Origin of the sequence: Parasphingorhabdus sp. (genome assembly GCF_039977335.1) — a bacterium.
Taxonomy (GTDB): Bacteria; Pseudomonadota; Alphaproteobacteria; order Sphingomonadales; family Sphingomonadaceae; genus Parasphingorhabdus.
This window is the reverse complement of the sequence record NZ_JBDWDI010000004.1, coordinates 340,607-360,219: the sequence shown is the minus strand read 5'-3', so window position 1 is coordinate 360,219 and position 19,613 is coordinate 340,607. Positions and strand designations below refer to the sequence as shown.

General features: G+C 52.9%; 23 protein-coding genes and 1 pseudogene. 21 read left to right on the top strand and 3 right to left on the bottom strand.

All coding sequences use genetic code 11. From position 1 onward, the window contains the following. Positions 1–81: 81 nt before the first annotated feature. Positions 82–447 (bottom strand): cell division protein ZapA, encoded by a 366-nt coding sequence (locus ABJM21_RS08980; RefSeq protein ID WP_348301482.1) that lies wholly within the window; start codon positions 445–447, stop codon positions 82–84. Between the two features lies 1 nt (position 448). Then, positions 449–640 (bottom strand): hypothetical protein, encoded by a 192-nt coding sequence (locus ABJM21_RS08975; protein ID WP_348301483.1) that lies wholly within the window; start codon positions 638–640, stop codon positions 449–451. A gap of 210 nt (positions 641–850) precedes the next feature. Between ABJM21_RS08975 and tkt the strand changes: the two genes are divergently transcribed. Genes tkt through thiE form a run of 7 tightly spaced genes read left to right on the top strand, consistent with a single transcriptional unit; the run spans position 851 to position 7,809 of the window. Further along, positions 851–2,818: a transketolase gene (gene tkt, locus ABJM21_RS08970; RefSeq protein WP_348301484.1), complete on the top strand. Its 1,968-nt coding sequence runs from the start codon at positions 851–853 to the stop codon at positions 2,816–2,818. Positions 2,819–2,855: 37 nt separating this feature from the next. Further along, positions 2,856–3,860 (top strand): type I glyceraldehyde-3-phosphate dehydrogenase, encoded by a 1,005-nt coding sequence (gap, locus tag ABJM21_RS08965; RefSeq protein ID WP_348301485.1) that lies wholly within the window; start codon positions 2,856–2,858, stop codon positions 3,858–3,860. Positions 3,861–3,878: 18 nt separating this feature from the next. Next, positions 3,879–5,069, top strand: coding sequence for a phosphoglycerate kinase (locus ABJM21_RS08960; protein WP_348301486.1), 1,191 nt, complete (start codon positions 3,879–3,881; stop codon positions 5,067–5,069). After that, positions 5,066–5,569: a GNAT family N-acetyltransferase gene (locus tag ABJM21_RS08955; RefSeq protein WP_348301487.1), complete on the top strand. Its 504-nt coding sequence runs from the start codon at positions 5,066–5,068 to the stop codon at positions 5,567–5,569. Before ABJM21_RS08960 ends, ABJM21_RS08955 begins: the two co-directional genes overlap by 4 nt. A gap of 15 nt (positions 5,570–5,584) precedes the next feature. After that, positions 5,585–6,478, top strand: a complete 894-nt coding sequence (locus ABJM21_RS08950) for a fructose bisphosphate aldolase (protein WP_348301488.1) — start codon at positions 5,585–5,587, stop codon at positions 6,476–6,478. Between the two features lie 11 nt (positions 6,479–6,489). Then, positions 6,490–7,167, top strand: a complete 678-nt coding sequence (locus ABJM21_RS08945; RefSeq protein WP_348301489.1) for an O-methyltransferase — start codon at positions 6,490–6,492, stop codon at positions 7,165–7,167. A 12-nt stretch (positions 7,168–7,179) separates the two neighbouring features. Further along, the gene (gene thiE, locus ABJM21_RS08940) at positions 7,180–7,809 is read left to right on the top strand and encodes a thiamine phosphate synthase (protein ID WP_348301490.1); all 630 of its coding nucleotides are present in this window, start codon (positions 7,180–7,182) and stop codon (positions 7,807–7,809) included. A 313-nt stretch (positions 7,810–8,122) separates the two neighbouring features. On the opposite strand, the gene ABJM21_RS08935 is transcribed toward thiE, so the two are convergent. Then, a complete protein-coding gene (locus ABJM21_RS08935) occupies positions 8,123–8,344 on the bottom strand; it encodes a hypothetical protein (RefSeq protein ID WP_348301491.1) in 222 nt (73 codons plus the stop codon). 133 nt (positions 8,345–8,477) lie between these two features. On the opposite strand from ABJM21_RS08935, the gene efp reads away from it, so the two are divergent. The 14 genes and pseudogenes from efp to nuoI all read left to right on the top strand — a co-directional run bounded on the left by efp (position 8,478) and on the right by nuoI (position 19,590). After that, a complete protein-coding gene (gene efp / locus ABJM21_RS08930) occupies positions 8,478–9,041 on the top strand; it encodes an elongation factor P (RefSeq protein WP_348301492.1) in 564 nt (187 codons plus the stop codon). Between the two features lie 9 nt (positions 9,042–9,050). Next, positions 9,051–9,869, top strand: a complete 819-nt coding sequence (locus tag ABJM21_RS08925; RefSeq protein WP_109356816.1) for an inositol monophosphatase family protein — start codon at positions 9,051–9,053, stop codon at positions 9,867–9,869. Positions 9,870–9,973: 104 nt separating this feature from the next. Next, positions 9,974–10,348 (top strand): NADH-quinone oxidoreductase subunit A, encoded by a 375-nt coding sequence (locus tag ABJM21_RS08920; RefSeq protein WP_229953546.1) that lies wholly within the window; start codon positions 9,974–9,976, stop codon positions 10,346–10,348. Between the two features lie 41 nt (positions 10,349–10,389). Further along, positions 10,390–10,905, top strand: a complete 516-nt coding sequence (locus ABJM21_RS08915; protein ID WP_348301690.1) for an NADH-quinone oxidoreductase subunit B family protein — start codon at positions 10,390–10,392, stop codon at positions 10,903–10,905. A 1-nt stretch (position 10,906) separates the two neighbouring features. Next, a pseudogene (locus ABJM21_RS08910) lies at positions 10,907–11,509 on the top strand (NADH-quinone oxidoreductase subunit C); the annotation flags it as partial. Positions 11,510–11,556: 47 nt separating this feature from the next. Next, positions 11,557–12,789: an NADH-quinone oxidoreductase subunit D gene (locus tag ABJM21_RS08905; protein ID WP_348301493.1), complete on the top strand. Its 1,233-nt coding sequence runs from the start codon at positions 11,557–11,559 to the stop codon at positions 12,787–12,789. Beyond that, positions 12,786–12,968: a hypothetical protein gene (locus ABJM21_RS08900; protein WP_348301494.1), complete on the top strand. Its 183-nt coding sequence runs from the start codon at positions 12,786–12,788 to the stop codon at positions 12,966–12,968. The genes ABJM21_RS08905 and ABJM21_RS08900 overlap by 4 nt, the downstream gene beginning before the upstream one ends. Beyond that, positions 12,961–13,212: a hypothetical protein gene (locus tag ABJM21_RS08895; protein ID WP_348301495.1), complete on the top strand. Its 252-nt coding sequence runs from the start codon at positions 12,961–12,963 to the stop codon at positions 13,210–13,212. The genes ABJM21_RS08900 and ABJM21_RS08895 overlap by 8 nt, the downstream gene beginning before the upstream one ends. After that, complete coding sequence (locus tag ABJM21_RS08890; protein ID WP_348301496.1) at positions 13,205–13,870, top strand: NAD(P)H-dependent oxidoreductase subunit E; 666 nt, start codon at positions 13,205–13,207, stop codon at positions 13,868–13,870. Before ABJM21_RS08895 ends, ABJM21_RS08890 begins: the two co-directional genes overlap by 8 nt. 93 nt (positions 13,871–13,963) lie before the next feature. Further along, positions 13,964–15,274 (top strand): NADH-quinone oxidoreductase subunit NuoF, encoded by a 1,311-nt coding sequence (nuoF, locus tag ABJM21_RS08885; protein WP_348301497.1) that lies wholly within the window; start codon positions 13,964–13,966, stop codon positions 15,272–15,274. Between the two features lie 8 nt (positions 15,275–15,282). Then, complete coding sequence (locus ABJM21_RS08880) at positions 15,283–16,041, top strand: hypothetical protein (RefSeq protein WP_348301498.1); 759 nt, start codon at positions 15,283–15,285, stop codon at positions 16,039–16,041. Continuing rightward, positions 16,041–18,053 (top strand): NADH-quinone oxidoreductase subunit NuoG, encoded by a 2,013-nt coding sequence (nuoG, locus tag ABJM21_RS08875; protein ID WP_348301499.1) that lies wholly within the window; start codon positions 16,041–16,043, stop codon positions 18,051–18,053. Before ABJM21_RS08880 ends, nuoG begins: the two co-directional genes overlap by 1 nt. Next, entirely contained in the window at positions 18,050–19,108 is a 1,059-nt protein-coding gene (gene nuoH, locus ABJM21_RS08870; RefSeq protein ID WP_348301500.1) for an NADH-quinone oxidoreductase subunit NuoH, read from the top strand. The genes nuoG and nuoH overlap by 4 nt, the downstream gene beginning before the upstream one ends. Further along, positions 19,105–19,590 carry an NADH-quinone oxidoreductase subunit NuoI gene (nuoI, locus tag ABJM21_RS08865; protein WP_348301501.1) on the top strand — a complete coding sequence of 162 codons (486 nt, stop codon included), beginning with the start codon at positions 19,105–19,107 and terminating at the stop codon, positions 19,588–19,590. The genes nuoH and nuoI overlap by 4 nt, the downstream gene beginning before the upstream one ends. Positions 19,591–19,613 lie beyond the last annotated feature (23 nt).

Below are 19,613 nucleotides of genomic sequence, written 5' to 3'. Positions count from 1 at the left end.
AGGGACAGCTCCCTATGTTGTTATATCGCCTCAGGGATGTTCGCTTCTAGCTCGTATCAGGCAGTACCCGTCAACGCTTATCTAGGGATTATTGCTGCTCTGCTCAAGGCTGTTTGCAAAGGCTTCTGTGCGATCAGCCAGTTTTTCGAGCGCGAGGAGAACGCGTTCATCTTCGGCATCGTTGGTTTTCTTAGGTTTTGCAGTTGGCGGTATGGCGGGTTGGGGAGCCGGTTCATTGCGCTCCATATTTTTTGTGCCGTGCAACTCGTCTGCCAGCAAAAGCGACGTGAACAGCAGCATCCGGCTCTCGGTCAACCCCGCGGGATCTCCAGCTTCCCCGGCTTTTGCGTCCACCATCGCGCCCAATTTGCCGAGATGTTCTTCTTCGCCGTCCTGACAAGTGACCATGAAGGACCGACCGCCGATTTCTAGCTTTACCTGCGCCATATCAGCGCTCCTGCCGGGCAATCAGCCCGTCTATCGTATGAATGGCTTGTTTCATCTCTTCTTTAAGGGCAGCGTGGCGTTTTTCCAGCTCTGGATCGGTCTGCGGATCAGACGAGGCAACCTTGGCCGCTTCTATGCGACTGAGCGCTCGCTCAATGCGGCCTATCGCGAGGATCACTCGTTCATTTTCCATGACTTGGTTCCGACATATAAGTTATTGTGTTTCATTGGTAACAATCTCAGGCCGTTGCGTAAATAGGAGATCGGTGAAGCGCAGCCTTGACGATATGAGCGCAGGCCAGCAAAGGGTGTGTCAAATTGGCGAATCGGTAGATTTCCGAAGTCCACCGTTGTCATAAATTGATCACTGCATTTGACTACAGCTGGGGGATCCGAAAATATTATGACCGTTTCTGAAAAAACCATGGCAAATGCCATCCGCGCACTCTCTATGGACGCGGTACAAGCGGCCAATAGCGGCCATCCTGGTATGCCCATGGGTATGGCTGATGTCGCAACCGTGTTATTTAGTGATTTTCTGAAATTCGACCCGAAAGCGCCGAAATGGGCGGATCGCGACCGGTTTGTACTATCAGCAGGCCATGGATCGATGTTGATTTATTCGCTCCTGCATCTGACAGGCTATGAGCGCCCAACCCTACAGGATATCAAGGATTTCAGGCAATTATCGTCGCCTTGTGCGGGGCACCCTGAAAATTTCAAGCTGGAAGGCGTTGAGGCGACAACCGGTCCTTTGGGCCAAGGATTTGCGATGGCTGTCGGCATGGCGATTGCTGAGCGGCATTTGAACGCGCATTTTGGTGACGATCTGGTGGATCATAAAACCTGGGTCATTGCGGGCGACGGCTGCCTGATGGAAGCTATCAACCATGAAGCGGTTGGTTTGGGCGGACATCTGGGGCTAGGCCGCCTTAACGTCCTGTGGGACGACAATGGCATAACCATTGATGGCGGCACGGAATTGTCCACCAGTGAGGATATTCCCGCGCGTTACCGGGCTTCTGGCTGGCATGTCGTGTCCTGCGATGGGCATGATTTCGATGATATTCGCAAAGCGCTGAAAGAAGCAGAAGCCGATCCGCGGCCTTCGCTCATCGCGTGCAAAACCGTGATTGGTTATGGAGCGCCCACGAAACAGGGCACTTCCGCCACCCATGGTGCACCGCTTGGTGATGAGGAAATCGCCGGAACCCGCGACGCGCTCGGATGGGATCACGAACCTTTCGTCGTTCCCGACGATGTTCGCGCGGCATGGCTTGCCTTGGGAGAAAAGGGTGCTGCGGCGCATGAGGCCTGGAATGCACGGCTTTCTGGCCACAGCGACCAGGCGGAATTTGAACGCCGGATGTCTGGTGCTTTGCCGGACAGCAGCGCGATGCAGGACTATCTGGAGGAACTCGCCAAGGACCAACCCAAGGTTGCGACCCGAAAGGCTTCGGAAATGGCATTGGGCGCGATTACTGCCGCATTGCCTGAGATGGTTGGTGGCAGTGCCGACTTAACGGGTTCAAACAATACCAAAACTTCGTCTACTAAACCATTGACTAAAGATGATTATTCTGGACGTTATATCTATTATGGTATCCGTGAATTTGGCATGGCAGCGGCGATGAACGGCATGGCGCTGCATGGCGGTATCATCCCTTATGGCGGTACATTTTTGGTATTCACCGACTATTGCCGCGGCGCGATGCGTCTTTCGGCCATTCAGAATACCCGTGCCATCTATGTAATGACCCATGACAGCATCGGTTTGGGCGAAGATGGGCCAACTCACCAGCCGATTGAGCATGTCCAGAGCCTTCGCCTCATGCCGAACATGCATGTCTTCCGGCCTGCCGATGCAATCGAGACAGCCGAGTGCTGGGCGCTTGCCATCAAGCGTTCTGATGGGCCTTCGACGCTGGCTTTGACCCGTCAGGGCCTGCCGCCGTTACGCCATGACGTCAGCGTAAACCTCTGCGAAAAAGGCGCATATTCTATCAAGTCGGCTGAAAACGCCAAAAAGGTGGTCCTAGTTGCCACAGGTTCTGAAGTATCGCTGGCAATGGATGTCGCAGCGCAGCTAGAGGCCAAGGGCGTGGGTGCCGAAGTCGTTTCCATGCCGTGTACCGAATTATTCGATGCCCAGCCTGACGATTATAAATCGGAACTGCTAGGTGGTGACGATATCTTGCGGGTTTCCATCGAAGCCGGAACGACATTTGGTTGGGAGCGCTATACCGGGTTGAACGGTCTGCGCTTTGGCATAGATAGTTTCGGAGCCTCCGCACCGATTAACGATCTGTTCGAGCATTTTGGTCTCACCGCAGAGGCAATTACACCGCAAATAATGACAAAACTGGGCTGAAAACAGCTAGAAACTGGAATTCAAAGGAGCAACATCTATGACAAAAGTAGCAATTAACGGATTTGGCCGCATCGGCCGTTTGGTAGCCCGCGCTATTCTCGAGCGCCCAGACTGCGGTCTTGAGCTGGTTGCGATTAACGATCTGGCTGATGCTGACGCCAATGCGCTTTTGTTTGGTTATGACAGCGTCCACGGCCGTTTTCCGGGCGAAGTAACTGCTGATGGCAACAGCATATCCGTCAACGGCAAGAAAATCGCCGTCACGTCCGAACGTGACCCTGGCAATCTACCGCATGGCGAAATGGGCATTGATATCGTTCTGGAATGCACAGGCTTCTTCCAATCCGTCGAAGCAGCGCAGCCTCATATTGATGCTGGTGCAAAACGCGTTTTGATCTCTGCACCGGCAAAAGGTGACTTGAAAACGGTCGTTTACGGGGTGAACCATGACGTATTGACGTCATCGGATGTCATTGTTTCTAATGCATCTTGTACGACAAACTGCCTCGCTCCGGTTGCCAAGGTGCTGAACGACGCGGTTGGTATTGAACGCGGCTTCATGACCACAATTCACAGCTATACCAATGACCAGCGTATGCTCGATCAGATGCACAGCGATATGCGCCGCGCCCGCGCTGGCGCAGTGAACATGATCCCGACCACTACCGGCGCTGCCCGGGCGGTTGGTCTGGTGCTGCCGGAGCTAAATGGCAAGCTCGACGGCTCTTCGGTTCGCGTGCCAACACCGAATGTCAGTCTGGTCGATCTGGTCTTCACGCCAAATCGTGATACCAGCGTTGAAGAAATCAATGCGGCCCTGAAAGCCGCGGCTGACGGGCCAATGAACGGTGTGCTGGTCTTTGAAGACAAACCGCTAGTGTCCAGCGATTTCAACCATCAGCCTGCCAGCTCGTCGGTCGATAGCCTGGAAACATCGGTAATGGACGGCAAGCTCGTCCGCGTTGTCAGCTGGTATGACAATGAATGGGGCTTCTCCAACCGTATGATTGACACAGCGGGCGTAATGGCAGGCTTGCTCTAAACAGAAAGGTTCTGAGCAATGGCTAGCAACAATTTTAAAACGCTGGACGATATTGGGGATGTGTCAGGAAAGCCCGGTCTCGTTCGGGTCGACCTGAATGTTCCGATGGCGGATGGTAAGGTTACTGACGATACGCGGCTGAAAGCGGTTGTCCCGACCGTCACCGAGTTGGCTGATCGCGGTGCAAAAGTCTTGTTGCTGGCCCATTTCGGACGGCCAAAGGGAAAGGCGGATATGCAATATTCGCTGGAACCAGTGGTCGCTCCTTTGGCTAAAGTTCTGGGCCGCGATGTTGGTTTCATGCAAATGCCGGATCGCGATACTATCGACGCCTTGCCAAATGGCAGCATCGTTGTGGTTGAAAACAGCCGTTTCGCCCCGGGCGAAGAGAAAAACGATCCCGGCATGGCCAAGGCGATCGCCTCTTTTGGTCAATTCTACGTCAATGATGCTTTCTCCGCCGCCCACCGGGCGCACGTAACGACCGCTGGCTTGGCCGAACATTTGCCAGCTTATGCAGGGCGTTCCATGGAACGGGAGCTAAGTGCGCTTGATAAAGCGCTCGGGAATCCCGAGCATCCGGTGGTAGCCGTTGTTGGCGGAGCGAAAGTCTCCAGCAAACTCGACGTTTTGCGTCAAATGGTCGAAAAAGTGGACCATCTGATCATCGGCGGCGGCATGGCCAATACATTTTTGGCTGCGCGCGGCGTTGATGTCGGCAAATCGCTGTGCGAGCATGACCTGACCGACACGGCTAATGAAATCCTGGAAGCGGCCGACAAGGCCGATTGCACGGTGCATCTGCCTTATGACGTTGTGGTCTCCAAAGAATTCGCGCCCAATCCGCCAACCCGCACCGTGAATGTGCATGAGGTCGCGGCCGATGAAATGATCCTGGACGTTGGCCCGGCAGCAGTCGAAGCGCTGTCTGATGTACTGAAAACCTGTAAAACACTGGTCTGGAACGGCCCGATGGGCGCGTTTGAGACGCCGCCTTTTGATATGGCCACTGTAGCATTGGCAAAAACGGCGGCTGCTCTTACCAAAGAAGGCTCGTTGCTCTCTGTGGCTGGCGGCGGCGATACGGTTGCTGCGCTTAATCATGCCGGTGTGGCTGACGATTTCAGCTTTGTTTCGACCGCTGGCGGCGCTTTCCTGGAATGGATGGAAGGCAAAGACCTGCCGGGTGTAAAGGCTCTGCAAAAATGAATATTCGGCCTGCAGAAGATAAAGACAGGCCGATAATCGCCGAAATCCATGCGCGTAGCTGGCAGGAAAACTATCGCGACTATTTGCCCGCAGAACTGCTGGATGAGCGGATCCCCGAATTGATGGCCGAGCGCTGGAGAAATGCGGAAATTGGCCCGCAGGATATCGTACTGGTGGCCGAGGATGATCAAGTTCAGGGCTTTGTTGCCGCCTGGGATGACGAGATGGTCTATGTCGACAATCTTCATGTTCGTAGCGACGGCCGGTCCAAGGGCATTGGCCGCAAATTGCTTGTGGCAGCCGCTGAAACAGCAAAAAGAAATGGCCGGAAGACGATATGGCTGCATGTCGTTGTCGGAAACGATCGCGCCAAAAGCCTATATACCCGGCTTGGCGGCATAGCTGACGGGATTGATGATAAAGACCTTTATGGAACCATTGTTCCCAATGAGCGCATTATATGGCGGGATATCAACACTCTTGCCGAACAATCTAACTAAACGAGGATAGAATTCATGCATGATCCGAAGATGATGGACAAAATCGAAAATGGCGCTGGCTTTATCGCGGCTTTGGACCAAAGCGGTGGTTCTACCCCGAAAGCACTGGCGGGATATGGCGTCGAAGCAGATGCCTTTTCCAATGATGATGAGATGTTTGCCCTGATCCACGGCATGCGCAGCCGCATCGTGACCGCACCAAGTTTTGGCAGCGGCAAAGTTATTGGCGCGATCCTGTTTGAAAAAACTATGGATGGCGAGGCGGGCGGAAAGCCTGTGCCTGCATTGCTTTGGGAACGCGGCGTTGTGCCGTTCCTGAAAGTGGACAAAGGTTTGGAAGATGAAGCCGACGGCGTTCAGATGATGAAACCCAACCCCGGTCTTGGCGAACTACTGAAACGCGCCAAGGCAAAAGGTGTGTTTGGTACAAAGATGCGTTCGGTCATCAATCTCGCGTCACCAACGGGCATAGCAGCCATCGTCAAACAGCAGTTTGAGGTTGGCAACGAGATCCTGGATCACGGCTTGATGCCGATGATTGAGCCTGAAGTGAACATCAAGAGCGCAGAGCGCGCCCAATGCGATGCTATCTTGCTCGAAGAGATCACAAAGCAGCTCGACGCGTTGCCGGAAGACCGCAAAGTGATGCTAAAATTGTCTATCCCTACCCAAGCCAATCTCTATGCGCCGCTTGTTGATCATCCTCGCGTCGCCCGCGTTGTTGCCCTTTCCGGTGGTTTTTCGCGCGATGAGGCTTGTTCCGAGCTTGCTAAGAACCGAGGGATGATTGCGAGCTTCTCTCGTGCCTTGCTACAAGACCTGCGTCACCCAATGACCGATGAAGAATTTGATTCTTCGCTTGGCGGAGCCATTGACCAGATTCACAAGGCTTCGACTGAAAAGGTATAGGAGCAAAGCATTTGGCAAAATCCGATCCCAACTGGTCAGATGTCGATGACTATATCGTCGAGCATTTGATCGGTGACGATCCGGTTCTGGACGCCTGTTTGGCGGCCAACGCGCGTGAAGGTCTTCCTGCTATTGACGTTTCCTCCGCCCAAGGCCGGATGCTGGAACTACTCGCGCGCGGCGTCAGGGCGAAGTACATATTGGAAATCGGGACGCTGGGGGGATATTCGGCGATTTCGCTAGCCCGCGCGTTACCTGATGATGGCCACCTTGTTTCATTGGAACTGGAGCCACAATATGCCGCGCTGGCCCGTACAAATATCGAAAGAGCGGGGCTGTCGGACAAAGTTGAAATAATTGTTGGCGAAGCGATCAGCTCGCTGGCGGCATTGGAAGAAAGTGATAGGCCCCGGTTCGACTTTATCTTCGTGGATGCGGACAAAGAAAATTACGCAGCTTATCTCGACCACGCAATCCGGCTCTCTCGGCCAGGTGCAATGCTTGTCTTTGACAATGTTGTGCGGGAAGGCGAGGTGATCGATCCTGATAGTTCTGATCCCAAAGTGCCGGGAACCCGGGCACTATATGCGGCTTTGCAAAAGCACCCGAAGGTCGATGCGACGGCTATCCAGACGGTTGGTTCGAAAAAATGGGACGGTTTTCTTTTGGGGATTGTTCGGGATGATTAAAGGCTAACGAATATGACTATTCCATCTTGTCAGCTCTATCTGATTTCACCGCTCGACGTGGGCGGCGATTTTCCTGAGCAATTGCAATCTGCATTGGAAGCTGGCCCAGTGGCTGCATTCCAGTTTCGCGTCAAAGATATGGAACAGGATGAAGCAGCGCGACTGGCCCAACCGCTGAAAGAAATTTGTGATGCGCATGATGTTGCTTTCGTTGTGAATGACGATGTTGCACTCGCCAAGCGCCTTGGCGCCGACGGCGTGCATTTGGGGCAGGGCGACGATGACCTGAAAGATGCGCGAGCGGAATTGGGGGATCAGGGACAGATAGGCATTACCTGTCACGACAGCAGGCATCTGGCGATGGAGGCTGGGGAGGGCGGTGCGAACTATATCGCCTTTGGAGCCTTTTTCCCAACCGAAACCAAGGAAACGCATCATCGGCCCGAGCTTGATGTGCTGCAATGGTGGTCAAAGATGATGGAGATTCCCTGTGTCGCAATTGGCGGGATAACACCGGACAATTGCAGGCCACTGGTTGATGCGGGCGCTGATTTCCTGGCGGTTAGTGGATCTGTTTGGAATGATCCCAAAGGTCCAGCGGATGCTGTGAGGCGATTTACCGCAAAATTGTCGGCGGATTAATAGCGGTCAGGAAGAGCTTCTGGTCACGCCAATATTGCTTCTAACATATTGCGCGACAAATCGGCCAATCGAAGGCAGCGCGAAATTGGGTAATTGTTCCAACTCCCTCACATAGCCGGGTAGTGGAACGAAGCTAGCCGTCCTGCCATCCCGAATGGAATAGCCAAATAAACCTGCTGCAACAGGCTTGCATTGACCCGTATCCGGCATTGGTCGGTTTGCGGTGCGATCTAAGATGTTTGCTTGTCCCATGACCCTTAATTACATCGGTGTCAGTGCAGAGTATTGTATGAAAAAGACAGCCGTTGAATATTTAGGACTTTGCTACAAAATACACTTTACGCCCTTTCAGAAAGTTTCTCACGAAACTCTCCTCGGACGGTATGCCGAAATGAGGCATGCGTTCAATTTCACTCAAAAAACCGCCAACAGAGGTTGGCGTAGGGCAGCGCGCGCGCGTTATCATCCCGCTAAATAGACCAGCAGCAGGAGCGGTTGTTTCTTCGGGCGACACCAAGTCTGTGACGTTTTCCATTAATTGCCGCGTAGATCGCGCTTAGGAAAATGTATTGTATGAAATCGCCATATCGGGTCTTCGCTATGCTTGCCTATATGCTTCGACCGTTATAGAGGGCCGCAACACAAGATTTCCGAAAGCGAGACGTTCCATGAAAATCAGCGGCGTAGATATCCGTCCCGGCAACATATTGGATTATGAAAACGGCCTTTGGAAGGTTGCGAAGATTCAGCATACGCAGCCTGGCAAAGGCGGCGCCTATATGCAGGTTGAGATGAAGAACCTAGTCGACGGCCGCAAAACCAATGTGCGCTTTCGTAGCGCCGATACGGTGGAGAAAGTTCGTCTGGATACCAAGACGTTTCAGTATCTTTTTGCCGATGATGATATGCTGACTTTCATGGACAAGGAAAATTACGAGCAGATCACATTGCCTGCCGATTTGCTTGGCGATGCGGTTGAGTTTTTGCAGGATGGTATGGATGTTCAACTTGAGCTTTATGAAGAGAAGCCAATTTCCGTGCAGTTGCCTGACCAGATCGAAGCCGAAATTGTCGAAGCCGATGCAGTTGTAAAAGGCCAGACGGCTTCTTCCAGCTACAAGCCTGCCGTTCTCGATAACGGGGTTCGCGTCATGGTGCCGCCGTTTATCTCGGCCGGTACGCGGATCATTGTCGATGTCTACGCCCGCGAATATGTCGGCAAGGCACAGTAAGAGGATTACATGCCAGCACATTCCGCCCTTATCACCGTCATGGAGCGCGCCGCGCGCAAGGCGGGATCACGCCTGCGCCGCGACTTTGGCGAAGTAGAGCATCTTCAGGTGTCCAAAAAAGGCCCGGCTGATTTCGTGTCCAAAGCGGATATGCGGTCGGAACGCATTCTTTATGATGAGTTGATGAAGGTTCGTCCGGGTTGGGGCTTCGTGCTCGAAGAAGGCGGCATGATTGAAGCCGAGGAGGGCAAGCCACGCTGGATCGTTGATCCACTCGACGGCACCAGCAATTTTCTCCACGGCATTCCGCATTTTGCGATTTCCATTGCTGTGCAGGAACGGTCCTATGATGGACAGGGCTGGGGAAAGATTACCAGTGGTCTGATCTATGAGCCGGTTTCCGACCAGACATGGTGGGCGGAAATGGACAAAGGCGCTTATCTCGGTGACAAACGTTTGCGGGTGTCTGCCCGGCGCGATTTGTCCGAGGCACTAATCGCAACAGGCATTCCCTTTAAAGGTCATGGTGACTTGGCCGAATGGTCACGTATTTTCGGTTCGATTGCACCGCAAGTGGCCGGTATCCGCCGCAATGGCGCTGCATCTCTTGATCTCGCTTGGTTGGCCGCCGGTCGCTATGACGGTTTTTGGGAAGCGGACTTGCAGGTTTGGGATGTTGCGGCAGGCATCTTGATGGTCCGCGAAGCAGGCGGCTTTGTGAGCGATTATACGGGCGGTGATCAGCCGATTGGACAGCGCGAAATACTCGCTGCGAACGAAGCGCTCCACAGCAAGCTGCACAAAATTCTCGCTAGGTCGCTACTTTAACCTGTAAACAGCGATAGATGCCGCCAATTCGAGCCATTTCATCCTTGCAGCTTGGCGAGCCTGTCCCTAAAAGCGGCCCTGAATTTTAGAGAAACGAGTCTATTGTGGTCGATCTTTCCGAATATGCGCCGATCCTGCTTTTTCTAGCAGTGGCTCTTAGCCTTTCTGCCCTGTTTGTTTTTCTGCCCATGGGTGTGTCACGATTGACCGGAACCCATAGTCCAGATCCGGAAAAACTGTCTGAATATGAATGTGGTTTTCCGGCCTTTGAAGATTCTCGCAGTCAATTTGACGTGCGCTTTTATCTCGTCGCCATCTTGTTCATCATTTTTGATCTGGAGGCAGCTTTTCTGTTTCCTTGGGCCGTATCGCTTGGTCAAATCGGCTGGATTGGCTGGTCATCAATGATGATCTTTCTGATCATCTTGACGGTTGGATTTATTTACGAATGGAAAATGGGAGCGCTCGATTGGGAGTAGAAACTACCAGCAACGTTATCCTGAATGCGGATGGTACGCCAATGGCCCCCAATACGCAGCCGGATGAAGCGTTTTTCAAAGACCTGAATTCCGAAGTGAATGACAAGGGCTTTCTTGTCACGTCTACCGAAGACCTATTCCAATGGGCACGCACAGGCTCGCTCTGGTGGATGACCTTTGGTTTGGCTTGTTGTGCGGTCGAGATGATCCACGTCAATATGCCGCGCTATGATATGGAACGTTTTGGCGTCGCCCCGCGTGCTAGCCCGCGTCAATCGGATGTGATGATTGTGGCGGGTACGCTGTGTAATAAAATGGCACCGGCGTTGCGCAAGGTTTACGATCAGATGTCGGAGCCGAAATATGTGATCTCTATGGGTAGCTGTGCCAATGGCGGCGGCTATTACCACTATAGTTATTCGGTAGTGCGCGGCTGTGATCGGATCGTGCCAGTGGATATTTATGTCCCTGGATGTCCGCCGACCGCAGAAGCTTTGCTTTACGGGGTCATGCAATTGCAGCGGAAAATCCGCCGCATCGGGACTTTAGAGCGCTAATATGGCAAACGGGGCCCCAGTCATATCCAGCAACGAAGGGGTTGCTGCTAAACTCGCCAAATCATTGGGCGCGGCCGTACTTGATACGGTTGAGGCATATGATGAGATCAGCTTTACGGTCGATCGTAAGAAGCTGCCCACTGTCATGGACAAGTTGCGGGACAAACATGAATATCAGCAGCTCGTCGAGATTGCTGGCGTTGATTATCCCGAACGGCCTGAGCGATTTGAGGTTTGCTATCACTTGCTCAGCCTGACCAAAAATCACCGCATTCGTGTCAAAGTAACAACCGATGAAGATACACCGGTGCCGACTGTGACCCATATCTGGGAAGTGGCAGGCTGGCTGGAACGCGAAGTGTTCGATCTTTATGGCGTGTTATTTGACGGCAATCCCGATTTACGGCGCATCTTGACCGACTATGGTTTTCAAGGGCATCCGTTCCGCAAGGATTTCCCGCTGACTGGCTATGTCGAAATGCGCTATTCGGAGGAAGCTAAGCGCGTGGTCTATGAGCCGGTGAAGCTCGCTCAGGATTTCCGCAGTTTTGACTTTATGTCACCATGGGAAGGCGCAGATTATATTTTGCCTGGTGATGAAAAAGGCGAAGAGAAACCGGAAGATGGCAAAGATAAGGGAGCCAAGACATAATGGCTGACTATCTTGATGAAATGGATGGTATAACCGACGAGGCAGACCCAACGGTCGGCGATGTCGAGATCCAAAATTATACGATCAACTTTGGTCCGCAACACCCCGCAGCGCATGGTGTTTTGCGGCTGGTGATGGAACTGGACGGTGAGGTTGTCGAAAGGCTCGATCCGCATGTTGGTTTGCTCCACCGCGGCACCGAAAAGCTGATCGAGAACAAGACCTATTTGCAGGCTTTGCCCTATTTTGACCGGTTGGATTATTGTTCACCGCTCGCGATGGAGCATAGCTATGTGCTGGCGATTGAAAAGTTGCTCGATCTCGAAGTGCCTCTACGCGGTCAATATCTGCGGGTGTTGTTCGCTGAACTGACCCGTATCTGCAATCATATGCTCAACATCGGTGCGCATGTCATGGATGTTGGCGCAATGACGCCGAATATCTGGGTGTTCGAAATTCGCGAGCAATGCCTGGCCTTTTTTGAGCGCGCCAGCGGTGCCCGTATGCACAGCGCCTGGTTCCGTCCCGGTGGTGTGCATCAGGATGTCCCACTGAAGTTGCTCACCGATATGGCCGATTGGCTGGACGAGTTTCCATCCTTTTTCGAAGATGCGATGAGCCTTGTCATCGACAACCGTATTTTCAAGCAGCGCAATGTAGATATTGCGACCGTATCCAAAGAAGACGCAGTACGCTGGGGTTTTTCCGGTCCGATGATCCGGGGCAGCGGTATTGCTTGGGACCTTCGCAAGTCACAGCCTTATGATGTCTACGACCGCATGGAATTTGAAGTGCCGGTTGGCACGCGCGGTGACTGTTATGACCGGTTCATGGTGCGGGTCGAGGAAGTGCGCCAATCTGCACGGATCATGCGGCAGTGCCTGAATGAAATGCCAGACGGGCCCGTTGCCAGCATCGACCGCAAAATCGTTCCTCCGAAACGAGGTGAGATGAAGCAGTCGATGGAAGCATTAATCCATCATTTCAAACTTTATACCGAAGGCTTCCACGTTCCCGCTGGAGAAGTCTATGTAGCGACCGAAAGCCCCAAGGGTGAATTCGGCGTATATCTGGTCAGCGATGGCAGCAACAAGCCTTATCGCTGTAAGATCAGGCCAACAGCCTTCTCGCATTTGCAGGCGATGGATTTTATGACCAAAGGCCATATGCTGCCCGATGCCACCGCCATTTTGGGTGCGATGGATATCGTGTTCGGGGAGTGTGACCGGTGATCGGGCGCGAGATCATCATTTTTATCGCCGCGTTCGCTGGTTTTGCATCGCTTGTGGCCGGTTATCTTATGGCATTTCACGGCGAAGTCAGTCTCAAGGAAACACTGTCGACGGCTTTCGCGGCAGTTGTCGGGCTTTATGCGGGGCGGTATCTCGAACGGAAGTTACGACATGGTTGATGCACCCAAAAGCTCCAAGCGCTGGACGCTCGGCGGTGGCGCAACGGTCTTTGTGATCGTTGCCATCATGTTGCTCTGGGAATTGTGGCGGCCGGATAACATGTTCTGGAACATCCTGTTGCTTACCATGACCATGGGCATAATTGTCGCCGGGTTCTGGTTGAATATCTATTTCTCAAAGCATTGGGACGAAATCGGGGAAGCGCGTTTTGATACGCGAAACAAAAGTGATTTAGATGGCTGAAGCTCCAAACATACCTGATGAACTTGAAGTGCGCGCCAAATGGGGCGATTTTAAATTCACGCCAGCGAACGAGAAGCTCGCGAAATGGCAGATCGCGAAGTACCCGGAAGGTCGTCAGAAATCGGCGGTTATGGCCTTGCTTGATCTGGCCCAGCGGCAGGTTGGCGCGGATACCAAAACACAAGGCTGGTTGCCGGTTCCGGTGATCGAATATGTCGCCGCCTATTTGGATATGCCTTATATGCGCGCTTATGAAGTCGCGACTTTCTACACCATGTACAATCTCGCGCCCGTCGGTCGTTTTCACGTGCAGGTTTGTGGGACAACGCCGTGCATGCTGCGCGGCAGCGATGATGTTATGGCGGCCTGTAAAAACAAAGGTATGGCCAAGGGTAAGACTACACCGGACGGCCTGTTCACGCTGACGGAGGTCGAGTGCATGGGCAATTGCTCCAACGCGCCGATGGTTCAGATTAACGACGATAATTACGAAGATCTCGATTACGATATCATGACGCGTATTTTGGAAGATCTGGCCGACGGCAAAGAGATTCCGGTTGGTTCGCAAACTGGTCGCAAAACTAGTGAGCCCAAAGGCGGTCCGGTTGTCTTGAAAGAGATGGTCAAAGCCAATCATGACTATCGGAAGGAGTGGTAAGATGCTGCTCGACGGATATGCAGGATGGGTCGCGCTGGCGGTTGTGGCCATTGCGGTTGCAGGTGGTCTCTGGGGCCGCAGGAGTAAAAAATAATGGCTTTTGATTTCCTGCAGGACAAGGACCGGATCTTTACCAATGTCTATGGCTTTCAGTCATGGGACCTGAAGGCGGCGCAAAAACGCGGTGACTGGGACAATACCGCAGATATTATCAAGCGCGGTAATGACAAGATTATCAACGAGATGAAGGAGAGCGGCCTGCGCGGTCGCGGCGGTGCGGGTTTTCCAACCGGCCTGAAATGGTCCTTCATGCCGAAAGAGTCTCCGGATGGCCGGCCGAGCTTTCTGGTCATCAATGCCGATGAATCCGAACCGGGTTCCTGCAAAGATCGCGAAATTCTGCGCAATGATCCGCACAAGCTGATCGAGGGTGCTTTGATTGCCGGCTTCGCGATGCGGGCGCGTGCTGCTTACATCTATATTCGCGGTGAATATATCATGGAAGCCAAGGTCATGGAGGCGGCCGTCAAGGAAGCCTATGACGCTGGCCTGATTGGTAAGAACGCCGCCAAATCCGGCTATGATTTTGACGTCTTCGTCCACCGCGGTGCAGGCGCTTATATTTGCGGCGAAGAAACCGCGATGATCGAAAGCCTGGAAGGTAAAAAAGGCCAACCGCGCCTGAAGCCGCCATTTCCTGCGGGTGCTGGCCTTTATGGTTGCCCGACAACGGTCAACAATGTGGAATCCATTGCGGTTGTTCCAACGATCTTGCGGCGCGGTGCTTCTTGGTTCGCCAGCTTCGGGCGCGAAAATAACCACGGCACGAAGCTGTTTCAGGTTTCTGGCCATGTCGAAAAGCCTGCTGTTTTCGAAGAAGCTATGTCGATCCCGTTTCGCGATATGATCGAGAAGCATTGCGGCGGCATAACCGGCGGATGGGACAATTTGCTCGCGGTTATTCCGGGTGGGTCTTCGGTGCCATTGGTGCCTGCCGAACAAATCATGGACGCGCCGATGGATTTTGACGGATTGAGCGCGCTCAAATCCGGTCTTGGTACAGCAGCGGTGATCGTTATGGACAAGAGCACGGACATCGTCCGTGCGATTTCGCGGCTCAGTTATTTCTACAAGCATGAAAGTTGCGGCCAGTGCACCCCATGCCGCGAAGGCACAGGCTGGATGTGGCGCGTGATGGAAAAGATGCGCGATGGCGACGCGGATGTTGCTGATATTGATACGCTGTATGAAGTGACCAAACAGGTTGAAGGTCACACCATCTGCGCGCTCGGTGACGCAGCAGCCTGGCCGATACAGGGCCTGATCCGCCATTTCCGTCCAGAGATGGAGCGGCGGATACGTGAGAATGGCGCACAGCCAGAAGTAATGGAAGCGGCCGAGTGAGTAGTTACGTGAAAACTTTTTTTCTAGCGGCTGCGTGCATTTTGCTTTTGTCTTCGTTGCTTGTCTCTCCGGTGGACGCACAACCTCGGACTACGTTGGGCGGTGAGCCTTTGAGTAGGGATGCAGCGCGGATTTTGATGGGTAAATTCGCTGATTGTTTGACGGAAAGAGAGCCTAAGTTGGCCAGAGAATATGTGCTCCATTATGACAATCAGGAAAATGATTTTAAGAAGTTTCGCGCGTTTTTCAGCGATGCCTACGTGTGTTTTAGGCGATCAAACTATCATGCAGGATCAATGAAATTATCGCGTGATCTTTTGCGATATCTATTGGCTGAAAGCTTTGTCACGAAAGAAGTTTCTCTAATGGCCTCGTATGATTTTAGCGCTGTTGAACCACTTTCTCAGCCTAAACCGGATAAAGCCAAGTTTGAAAAACTGGTTGCTAAGGCGCGAGGAATTGAGAAGAAAAAGGAAGTTGCAAAAAATTGGGAGCATGCACAACTTGATTACCTTCTCAGTATCTTCGGAGAGTGTACTGCTAGAGAAAACCCTGTTGATGTTCGGCATCTTTTGTCCACTAAATTGTCTAGTGATGCCGAACGGTTAAAATTCAAAGACCTGAAGCCGGCGCTTAACGTTTGTGCTGAAAAACATGGTGGTTTGGCGTTTGATATGATGCAGTTGAGGGGAGCCATAGCGCTCAACTACTACAGATTGGTCGAGCGGATTTCCATGGAAACAACTAGTTCGAAAGGTGCAAACTAATGCCTAAAGTCACCGTAGATGGCATCGAACTCGAGGTTCCCCAAGGTGCAACTGTGCTGCAGGCCGCTGAGCTTGCGGGTAAGGAGATCCCGCGTTTCTGTTATCATGAACGCCTTAGCATCGCTGGCAACTGTCGCATGTGTCTGGTCGAAGTGAAGCCCGGACCGCCGAAACCGCAGGCCAGCTGTGCATTGCCCGCTGCCGACGGCCAGGAAATCCGCACCGATAGCGAAATGGTCAAAAAGGCGCGTGAAGGGGTGATGGAGTTTCTGCTCATCAACCATCCGCTGGATTGCCCGATTTGTGATCAGGGCGGTGAGTGTGACTTGCAGGATCAAGCCATGGCTTATGGCAAGGGCGGATCGCGCTACGCCGAGAATAAGCGCGCGGTGACCGAGAAATATATGGGTCCCGTGGTCAAGACGATCATGACCCGCTGTATCCATTGCACCCGCTGCGTTCGCTTTGCCGAAGAAGTGGCTGGCGTGGAAGAAATTGGTGCTATTGGACGCGGTGAGGGGATGGAGATTACCTCTTATCTCGAAGGCGCAGTGCATAGTGAGTTGAGCGGCAATGTTGTTGATCTTTGCCCCGTTGGCGCGCTCACCAGTAAACCTTATGCCTTTGAAGCGCGGCCTTGGGAGCTGACGAAGACCATGGGCATTGATGTCATGGACGGCGTTGGCACGAATATCCGCATCGACAGCCGTGGCCGCGAAGTGCTGCGCGCATTGCCGCGCGTCAATGATGACGTGAACGAGGAATGGGCGACCGACAAGACGCGTCATGCGGTCGATGGCTTGATGAAGCGCCGCCTCGACAAACCCTATATCCGCCGCGACGATAAAGTGATGCCCGCGAGTTGGAACGAAGCCTTTGAAGCTATTGCGGCGGTCAAGGCAGGCAGTTCCGTGGCCGCCATTGCCGGTGATCTGGTCGATTGCGAAACCATGTATGCAACCAAGCGGCTGCTGAAATCGATGCGGTCGGACATGTTGGAAGGCCGCCAAACCGGTCTGTCTTATGACGTATCCAATTTGGCTGCAGTGAACTTTAATACGACCATCGCTGGTATCGAAGATGCCGATGTGATCGTTTTGGTGTCCACCAACCCGCGCTGGGAAGCGTCACTGGTCAACACGCGTATCCGCAAGGCGGTGCGCAAGGGCGGTGCGAAAGTCTTTGGCATTGGACCAGAGGCAGATCAAACCTATCCGGTGGAATGGCTGGGTGATGATATGGGCTTGCTGGCCAAGCTTCCCAAAGCGGTAGCGGATGCACTAAAAAATGCTGAGAAGCCGGCGCTTATCCTAGGCGGCGGTGCTTTGAGTGTTGAGGGTGCGCATGGCGCAGCTTTGAAACTCGCTACGAAATATAAGCTGGTTCGCGATGACTGGAACGGGTTCAATGTTCTGCATATCGGTGCTTCCCGCACCGGTGGCTTGATGCTTGGTTACGCTTATGATGGTGGGATCAAAGCAATTGCTGCGAAGAAACCTAAGTTGCTCTTCTCGCTCGGCGCGGATGAAATGAACTACGATGCGTTTGAGAAAAGCTTCAAAGTTTATATCGGTCATCATGGTGATGCCGGTGCGCATGCAGCGGATGTTATCCTGCCAGCTGCAGCCTATACCGAGAAAAATGGCACTTATGTCAATTTGGAAGGCCGTGTGCAGCGCTCCAATAAAGCGATATTTGCTCCCGGCGATGCGCGTGAAGATTGGAGCATTTTGCGGGCCCTGTCTGACGTGATGGGCAAAACACTGCCGTTTGACAGCTTTGAAGAGCTGCGCGGCAAAATGTTCAAGGACCATCCTGAAATGGCCGAAGAAGGTCTGGTACCGTTCGAATGGGCGCCGCCATCGGGATTGCCAGACAAGCCTAAAGGGCAGGGCGTGCATCCGATTAAGGATTTCTACCTGACCAACAGCATCGCCCGCGCCAGCGCGACGATGCAGCGCTGTTCGGCAGAATTGCTGCACGGTGATGATATGCTGGAGGCGGCAGAATGACCGAATATCTCCAATCCACTTTTCTTGGTCCAGAGCTCGGCTGGTTTGTTGCCACGCTTTCTTTGATCCTGCTTATTGCGCTCCCGCTGATGTTGGCTGTGGCGATGATCATCTACGTTGATCGCAAGATTATTGCGGCTGTGGCGCTGCGTCGCGGTCCTAATGTCGTCGGACCCTTCGGTTTGTTGCAGAGTTTCGCTGACGGTTTGAAGGTGTTTCTTCAGGAAACGATTATTCCGTCCGGAGCCAATAAAGGGCTGTTCCTGCTGGCGCCTATTATTACGTTTACCGTGGCTTTGCTGGCTTGGGCCGTCATCCCGTTTAGCGAGGAAATGGTCCTCGCTAACATTAATATCGGCTTGCTTTACATTCTCGCGATAAGCTCGCTTGGTGTTTATGGTGTGGTGATCTCGGGTTGGGCGAGTAACTCCAAATATCCGTTTTTCTCAGCCATGCGCGCCGCCGCACAGATGATTTCTTATGAAGTTTCCATCGGCTTCATCCTGATTTCAGTGGTATTGTTCGCTGGTACCTTCAATCTCAATGAGATTATCAAGGCGCAAGAAGGCCATATTTTCGGGGTTGTAAACGCCTATGGCCTCAACCCGCTGTTATTTCCAATGGCGGTGATGTTCCTCATCAGTTCGATGGCGGAAACGGCGCGCGCACCTTTTGATTTGACGGAAGCAGAGAGCGAATTGGTAGCCGGGTATCAGACCGAATATTCTTCCATGTCCTTCGCCCTGTTCTGGCTGGGTGAATATGCCAATATCCTTTTGATGTGCGCACTCAATGTGATCCTGTTCTGGGGTGGCTGGTTGCCCCCGCTTGATGTGGACTGGATTCCATGGTTCGATATTCCCGGAATATTTTGGTTGCTTGGAAAGATATTCTTCTTCTTCTTCATCTTCGGTTGGGCATGGGCCACCGTTCCACGGTATCGTTATGATCAGCTCATGCGTTTGGGTTGGAAAGTATTCCTGCCAATCAGCCTGTTCTGGGTCTTTCTGGTCAGCGGATATGTAATGATTGACAAATTTGGGTGGCCGCTATGAGAATATGGGAAATCATAAAAGCGTTCACGCTATACGAGATCATATTGGCGCATGCGTTGACGTTGAAATATTTCTTCAAGAAGAAGAAGACGATCAACTATCCCTATGAGAAGAACCCGATTTCACCGCGGTTCCGGGGGGAGCATGTGCTGCGTCGCTATCCCAATGGAGAAGAACGCTGCATTGCTTGCAAGCTTTGCGAAGCTGTTTGTCCGGCGCAGGCGATCACGATCGAGGCTGAGCCACGCGAAGATGGCAGCCGGCGGACGACGCGTTACGATATTGATATGACCAAGTGCATTTACTGCGGCTTCTGTCAGGAAGCTTGTCCAGTGGATGCGGTCGTAGAAGGACCGAATTTTGAATATTCGACCGAGACACGCGAAGAACTTATTTACGACAAAGCTAAACTGCTTGAAAATGGTGACAAATGGGAGCGAGCCATCGCATCCAACCTTGCCGCCGACGCGCCCTATCGTTAAGGCGCTGACAGGATTCTAAGGGG